Here is a 6,390-nt window from a genome sequence, read left to right as displayed (position 1 = left end):
GACCTCCCTGAGGTCTAAAAAATCCACTATATATATTTTCAATGAAAAAATCAGTGAGATCAGTGAGATCCGCGCGGGGAGTTCCATTGGTGAATAGTTACCGCCCAGGGTGTAATTGTTATTTTTTGAAAAGCAGCACTGCCTGCTTACCTAGGAGTGACAGCAGTATTCCTATTTTGTTTTTTGCTCTCACGTGCGGGTTGACGAGGCATTGCCAGCGCAGGGCCTTGATGCCTGCCCAGCAGCGGGCTGTCACGTCGTCGCTTGCACCGTGCAGGAGCATGATGTTGAAGCAAGCGCTCAAGCGGCGGCTGCGCACTGCGGCGAGGTGCTGCGGGGCCTCGGCTGCCATGCGCTGCTCAAGTTGCTCGGTGATGTCGAGCACGTGGGCGCGCTTGGGGTTGTAGATGCCGTCGGTGATGCTGAATGTGCGTTGCCGGTAGTAGTAGAGCGACTGGCTGGTGTGTACCACGGCGGGTGCCTGACGCAGCAGGTCGTAGATGACGGCCAGGTCCTCGTAGAGCATACCCACGGGAAATCTCACGTCGTGGAAAAGGCTCGACTTGAACAACTTGCAGCAAGCCGAGTTGGTGAGCGTGTGCTGGTAGAACACGTCGTTGATGGCTTGGGCCGAGGTGAACGTGGTGAGTTTGCCCGGAGTGGTGTCGATGTGCGGTTCAGTGCCGTCGGTGAAGAGTGTCCATTGGGCGGCGGCAATGCTTGCTCCGGTGGTGTTGATGATATTGAGTAAGGTTGAAACAAATGCGGTGGACACAAAGTCGTCGCCGTCGAGCATGGTGACGTAGTCGCCCGTCATGATGTCGAGGGCGGCGTTGCGTGCGGCGCTCAATCCGCCGTTGGCCTGGTGGATGACTTTGACGCGCGGGTCGCGTTTGTCCCACTTGTCGCACACCAGGCTGCCGCCGTCGGTGCTACCGTCGTCCACAAGGATAATCTCCAGATTGCGGTAGTCTTGATGCAATAAGCTATCAACGCAGCGGTCTATATAGACCGCCACGTTGTAGATGGGTACTATGATCGTGATCAGCGGACCTTCCATTCAAATCCGTCCTTGGTGTCCTTGACGTCGAAACCGGCTTCGTTGAGCTTGTCGCGAATCAGGTCGCTTGTAGCCCAGTCTTTGGCTGCCTTTGCGTTGCGGCGCACCTCGAGCAGCAGATCCACGGCCTTGCGATAGGGCTCCATGTTCACGCTGCCTCCGGCTGCGTTGTCGCGCACGCCCAGCACGTCGAAGAGATAGGTCTGGAACACGCTCTTGAGCTCGTCGATGTCGGCCTGCGAGATAGTCCCGTTGCCGTCGTTGGCCTGGTTGATGGCGCGGCAAGCGTCAAAGAGGGTTGCGATCACGGTGGGTGTGTTGAGGTCGTCGTTCATCGCCTCGGCGCACTTCTCGCGGTAGTTGTCGAGCTGCACGGTGGTCTCGGCTCCGGCAGTGAGTGCCTGGAGGCGGTGCCAACCGTCCATCATGCGCTCGTAGGCCTTCTCGGCAGCGAGCAGGGCTTCGTTAGAGAAGTCCACTGTGCCGCGGTAGTGGGCTTGGAGGATGAAGAAGCGCACGGTCATGGGGCCGTAGGGCTGTTCAAGCAGCTTGTGCGAGCCGGTGAAGAACTCCTCAAGGGTGATGAAGTTGCCCAGCGACTTGCCCATCTTCTTGCCGTTGATGGTGATCATGTTGTTGTGCATCCAGTAGCGCACCATGTCTTCGCCCTGGCTGGCAACGGCCTGCGCGATCTCGCACTCGTGGTGGGGGAACACAAGGTCCATGCCGCCGCCGTGGATGTCGAACTTCTTGCCCAGGTACTTGCGTCCCATGGCGGTGCACTCGCAGTGCCATCCCGGGAAACCGTCGCCCCAAGGGCTGGGCCAGCGCATGATGTGCTCGGGTTGAGCCTTCTTCCACAGCGCAAAATCTACCTGGCTGCGTTTCTCGCCCACGCCGTCGAGTTCGCGGCTGGCGTTCTTCACCTCCTCAAGGTTGCGTCCCGAGAGGGTTCCGTAGCGGTACTTCTGGCTATATTTCTCGAGGTCGAAGTAGATGCTGCCGTTGCTTTCATAGGCAAAGCCATTGGCAAGAATCTCTTTCACGAGTTCTTCCTGCTCGATGATGTGTCCGGTGGCGTGAGGCTCGATGCTGGGAGGCAGCACATTGAGCGCCTCCATGGCAGCATGGTAGCGGTTGGTGTAGTACTGTGCCACTTCCATGGGCTCGAGTTGCTCGAGGCGAGCCTTCTTTGCAATCTTGTCCTCGCCCTCGTCGGCATCGTGCTCCAGATGGCCCACGTCGGTGATGTTGCGCACGTAGCGCACCTTGTAGCCCAGTTGCTTGAGATAGCGGAAGAGCACGTCGAATGTGATTGCGGGACGCGCGTGTCCCAGGTGTGGGTCGCCATAGACGGTGGGACCGCACACATACATGCCCACATTGGGCTCGTTAAGGGGCTTGAACAACTCCTTGCGGCGAGTGAGCGTGTTATATACAAACAAAGGATGTTCCATATTTTTTTAACGAAAAACGAAAATGCTACGCATTTTTACGAAAGACGAAAAACGAAAATGCTGGCGCATTTTTACGAAAAACTATTTTCGAGTTATCGAAAAAATCGGTTTAAGCCTGTCCCTTGGGGAGGGGGAAGTCGATCACGTTGCCGTCGGTTCCGGGAACTGCCTGGCGCTGACGAATCTCGCCGAAGGTCTGCTCATACTTCTGGATGTTCTGGTGCAGTGCTGCGAGAAGCTGCTTGGCGTTCTCGGGAGTCATGATGATGCGGCTCTGCACGCGTGCCTTGGGTGTGTTGGGGGCGAGCAGGATCATGTCCAGGAAAAAGTCGTTGGGTCCGTGGGTGATTACTGCCAGGTTAGCATAGCGGCCCTGCATTTCCTCGTTAGGTACTTCTATTTGAATCTGTTGTTGTTTGTTGTCTGCCATAGTTGTGTTTGAAATAAAAATGTTATGTAATTTGTTAGTTATTAATTCTCGTTATTTCCGGTCAAAGTCATAGCACTTTGCGCCCAGGTTCTCATCGTTGATGTGCACCCTCATGGTCTTGCACCCGGTGCGTTTCCACACGTTGCCCACATTGAACGATGCATAGCATTCACGCCAGAAGTAGGCGGTGTCGGCGAGCAGGTCGTGGTGCAGGTAGCAGTGCACGGTGTCCTGGTTGCGTGTGGCGTCGTCGATGAGCAGCATGAACCTGCGCGCCTTGCCCGTGTGCTCCACCATGCAGTGCAGGTTGATGAAGTCGCCCGTGCGCCATGCGCTGCGCATCTTCACCGGGTGCATCGCGTAGCGGTTGAGCGGCACGGTGGCAAACCGCAGCGAGTCGGTGATGATGCGTGTCACGCCATACACCTTGATGTCTCTCACGCTGCTTGTCTCGTCGTCGCGGGCAAAGTCATACCGCAGCAGCACTCGTTGCAGCACCTTCATGGAGCTATCGACCTTGACGTTGCCTCGCAGCGTGACCGATGGCGCCACGTCGCGTCCCACCAGTTCAAAGGTCGCACGTCCGGTAGCGGCGTCGCTGCCTGTGTAGGTCACCACGTCGTAGCGGTAGTGGGTGCGCGACTCGTCGAGCGGCGACTCCTTGCTACATGCTGCCACAAGCATGAGGGTGGCAGCGCACGTGATGGCACACAGCAGGTGTTTCATTTGCGCACGTCCTCCTCGATGATGCCGTCGCGCATGCGCAATGTGCGGTCGGCCTGGCTTGCAAGTGACTCGTCGTGGGTGACGATGACAAACGTCTGCTTGAACTTGTCGCGCAACTCGAAGAACAATTTGTGCAGCTCGGTCTTGTTGTGCGTGTCAAGGCTTCCGCTAGGCTCGTCGGCAAGTATCACCTTGGGTTTGTTGACCAGGGCTCTTGCCACTGCCGCGCGTTGGCATTCGCCGCCCGAGAGCTGCGCAGGCTTGTGGTTGAGGCGGTTGCCCAGTCCCATGAACTCAAGCAACTCGCGCGCTCGGTCGTAGGCCTCGGCACGCTTCATGCCGCCTATGAGGGCAGGCATTGCCACATTCTCAAGCATGGTGAACTCGGGAAGCAACTGGTGGAACTGGAACACGAACCCAATGTTGCGGTTGCGAAAGTGTGCCAGCTCGCTGTCCTTCATGCGCGACACGTCCACGCCGTCGTAGAGCACGCTGCCGCCATCGGCACCGTCCAGAGTGCCCATGATGTGGAGCAACGTGGTCTTGCCGGCACCGCTGGGGCCCACAATCGACACCACCTCGCCGTCGGCAATCGACACGCTCACGCCTCGCAGCACTTCAAGGTTGCCATAGCGCTTGACTATGTTCTTTGCTTCAATCATACTGCAAATTTACACAATATATTGGAATTGTGCAAATGATAGGGAAGCATTCGCTCCGATACCCCGGGAACCACCCATGACAACCCGAAATCACGACACCCCCACAGACACAGAGGACACAGAGATTTTTTTACTTTTGTCCTCCTGTCTAAATCACAGAATAAAGCAGATAAAGAGTCTTTTTAGGGTGTTCTTGACGAGATTAAACAGATTTGTCCTGGGTAACAAAAGCAATCTTCTTAATGTGAAATAAAAATCCAGTGTTTTCTGTATAATCTGCTGTTGTGTGTCAACAGACCATAGCTCGGATTATGCCGAATTCCCGCACTTCGTTTTTGAGTGTGGGGCTTGAAAATTATAGCGACTGCTCCGCGGTTGTGATGCGGGGCAGTCGCTTGTTGTGGTGCAGATGTGCGGTGAGATTATTTCACTGCATCCACTGCCTGCTTGATGCGGTCAAAGATTTCGTCGATGGAGCCAGTGCCGGGAATTGCCTGGTAGAGGCCCTTCTCCTGGTAGAATGCCTTGAGAGGTGATGTCTGGTTGTTGTAAACCTCAAGACGGTTCTTCACAGTCTCCATGTTGTCGTCGCTGCGTCCTGTCTGCTGTCCGCGCAGGATGATGCGGCGAATGAGTTCTTCCTCAGGAACCTCAAGACCCACTACAGTGCTCACAGCGGTGCCACGCTCTTGGAGCATAACCTCAAGCGCCTCGGCCTGCGGAATGGTGCGGGGGAAGCCGTCGAAGATGACGCCAGGAGCCGCAGCCTCCTTGTTGGCATCGAGCACCGATGCGAGGATGTCGATCATGAGGGCGTCAGGGATGAGCTGGCCCTTGTCAATGTAAGCCTTGGCGGTAGCGCCAAGTTCGGTTCCGCGCTTGATGTTGTCACGAAGCACGTCGCCTGTAGAGATGTGGAAAAGACCGTATGTCTTTATTAGGTTGTCGCTTTGTGTTCCCTTACCACTGCCAGGAGCACCGAAAATAACGATATTAAGCATAGTTCTAATGTAAATTTAGTCTAATTGGGTTTATTTAGTCAATGTATAAAATGTGATTAAGCATTTTCTTTGAGCACGTAGATGTCGGGCAGGTTGCGTGCTGCACCGTCGAGGTCGAGTCCGTAGCCCAGGATGAATCGTGATGGGATGCTGAATCCCACATACTCGGGTGCTGTGCCTTGCTTGAGCGACTCGGGCTTGAAAAGCAATGTCGCCATCTTGACCGACGCAGGGTTGTGCTCCTCGAGCAGGGCGCGCAGCTGCACTGCGGTTGTGCCTGTGTCCACAATGTCCTCAATGATGATGATCTCACGGCCGCTGATGTCCTCGTTGAGACCCATGATTTCTTTCACGACGCCCGTTGATGTCGTGCCCTCGTAGGACTTGAAACGGATGAAGGTGATCTCGGCCATGGGAAGGTTGACGTGGCGAATGAGGTCGGCCGCAAACATGAAGGCGCCATTGAGCACGCACAGGAACAGCGGGTTGCTGGTCTTGCAGTCGCGACTGATTTCGGTTGCCACACGCTGAATTTGTTCAGCAATCTTCTCTCTTTCAATGTAAGGCTCGAAGGTCAAGCCGTTGATTGTAATGTCTGCCATTAGTAGTTGTGGTTTATTTCTCTGCAAAATTAAAAAAGATTATTGTGGTGACCAAATATTTCGCCCCTTAAAATCATGAGTCTATGAGATTGCCCTCATCTTGGGGCGACAGAAGGTGACTATGCCCATGCCAAAAGAGCGTGTCAAAATATAGCGACACGTGTAAAAGCTGACGATGACAACAGCGCAGGTGTCGTTATCTGTTATTTATATTAGTGAGGTCATGAAAAATGCGGTCTAAATCCATCAAGTCATCAAAAAGTTGGATGACTGCTTTGGGCGCCTTATTAAAATCAATTATGATGTGTGATTTACTCAACTTTAGCATTTGATAATAAATATTGCTAATTTATTGTCCGGCAGGACAATACCTAAATAACCCCCACCGCCGAACGAAGTGGCGGTGGGGGAAGAAATGCAACACGCACTGCGTCCAGCAGGACGCTAATCGG

At 54.6% G+C, this 6,390-nt stretch carries 7 protein-coding genes; all 7 read right to left on the bottom strand.

The window, feature by feature from the left end; all coding sequences use genetic code 11:
* Nucleotides 1-118: 118 nt before the first annotated feature.
* Nucleotides 119-1,060, bottom strand: a complete 942-nt coding sequence (locus ACKI3C_RS13120) for a glycosyltransferase family 2 protein (protein ID WP_407405808.1) — start codon at nt 1,058-1,060, stop codon at nt 119-121.
* Nucleotides 1,045-2,517: a cysteine--tRNA ligase gene (cysS, locus tag ACKI3C_RS13115; RefSeq protein ID WP_407405806.1), complete on the bottom strand. Its 1,473-nt coding sequence runs from the start codon at nt 2,515-2,517 to the stop codon at nt 1,045-1,047. Before cysS ends, ACKI3C_RS13120 begins: the two co-directional genes overlap by 16 nt.
* A gap of 109 nt (nt 2,518-2,626) precedes the next feature.
* Nucleotides 2,627-2,947 (bottom strand): DUF3467 domain-containing protein, encoded by a 321-nt coding sequence (locus tag ACKI3C_RS13110; protein WP_407405804.1) that lies wholly within the window; start codon nt 2,945-2,947, stop codon nt 2,627-2,629.
* Between the two features lie 51 nt (nt 2,948-2,998).
* Complete coding sequence (locus tag ACKI3C_RS13105) at nt 2,999-3,673, bottom strand: hypothetical protein (protein ID WP_407405802.1); 675 nt, start codon at nt 3,671-3,673, stop codon at nt 2,999-3,001.
* Nucleotides 3,670-4,335: an ABC transporter ATP-binding protein gene (locus tag ACKI3C_RS13100; RefSeq protein ID WP_407405800.1), complete on the bottom strand. Its 666-nt coding sequence runs from the start codon at nt 4,333-4,335 to the stop codon at nt 3,670-3,672. The genes ACKI3C_RS13105 and ACKI3C_RS13100 overlap by 4 nt, the downstream gene beginning before the upstream one ends.
* 422 nt (nt 4,336-4,757) lie before the next feature.
* Complete coding sequence (locus ACKI3C_RS13095) at nt 4,758-5,336, bottom strand: adenylate kinase (protein ID WP_407405798.1); 579 nt, start codon at nt 5,334-5,336, stop codon at nt 4,758-4,760.
* Between the two features lie 56 nt (nt 5,337-5,392).
* On the bottom strand, nt 5,393-5,938 hold the full coding sequence (hpt, locus tag ACKI3C_RS13090) for a hypoxanthine phosphoribosyltransferase (protein ID WP_407405796.1): 546 nt from the start codon (nt 5,936-5,938) through the stop codon (nt 5,393-5,395).
* Nucleotides 5,939-6,390: the final 452 nt, after the last annotated feature.

This window comes from Sodaliphilus sp. (assembly GCF_045598405.1).
GTDB lineage: Bacteria > Bacteroidota > Bacteroidia > Bacteroidales > Muribaculaceae > Sodaliphilus > Sodaliphilus limicaballi.
This window is presented reverse-complemented; position numbering and strand designations above follow the sequence as displayed.

Excerpts from the sequence above, each read along its gene's own strand:
- ACKI3C_RS13120 (WP_407405808.1), bottom strand. The coding sequence starts at position 1,060 with ATGGAAGGTCCGCTGATCACGATCATAGTACCCATCTACAACGTGGCG.
- cysS (WP_407405806.1), bottom strand. The coding sequence starts at position 2,517 with ATGGAACATCCTTTGTTTGTATATAACACGCTCACTCGCCGCAAGGAG.
- ACKI3C_RS13110 (WP_407405804.1), bottom strand. The coding sequence starts at position 2,947 with ATGGCAGACAACAAACAACAACAGATTCAAATAGAAGTACCTAACGAG.
- ACKI3C_RS13105 (WP_407405802.1), bottom strand. The coding sequence starts at position 3,673 with ATGAAACACCTGCTGTGTGCCATCACGTGCGCTGCCACCCTCATGCTT.
- ACKI3C_RS13100 (WP_407405800.1), bottom strand. The coding sequence starts at position 4,335 with ATGATTGAAGCAAAGAACATAGTCAAGCGCTATGGCAACCTTGAAGTG.
- ACKI3C_RS13095 (WP_407405798.1), bottom strand. The coding sequence starts at position 5,336 with ATGCTTAATATCGTTATTTTCGGTGCTCCTGGCAGTGGTAAGGGAACA.
- hpt (WP_407405796.1), bottom strand. The coding sequence starts at position 5,938 with ATGGCAGACATTACAATCAACGGCTTGACCTTCGAGCCTTACATTGAA.